Origin of the sequence: Roseibium sp. SCP14, from assembly GCF_040329475.1 — a bacterium.
In the GTDB taxonomy this organism is placed as follows: Bacteria; Pseudomonadota; Alphaproteobacteria; order Rhizobiales; family Stappiaceae; genus Roseibium.
The window spans coordinates 1-228 of record NZ_JBDZYH010000051.1 but is presented as its reverse complement, the minus strand read 5'-3'; the positions used below and the strand labels follow the sequence as shown (position 1 = coordinate 228).

1 protein-coding gene is annotated in these 228 nt (G+C 59.2%); it reads left to right on the top strand.

Annotated features, from left to right (window positions below; all coding sequences use genetic code 11):
• On the top strand, nucleotides 1-228 hold a 228-nt coding region (locus tag ABLQ08_RS32770), incomplete at both ends, for a hypothetical protein (protein WP_352950933.1).

Here is a 228-nt window from a genome sequence, read left to right as displayed (position 1 = left end):
ACGGTTGCAGGGTCCAATCGTAGCCTTGCGTTCTCCGGCGTGAACTCCACCGGAACGGTGCTGACGGGGAATGATGACGTCCTGACATCCAACGGTCTTGAAGTGACCGTGTCCGCGTCTGTGGATGCCAATGGCAACCCGGTTCTGACGGGGTCGACTACGGCGGGCGATGTTTTCCGGATCACGTTGAACGACGACGACGAGGGCAGCTACACATTCGAGCTTCTG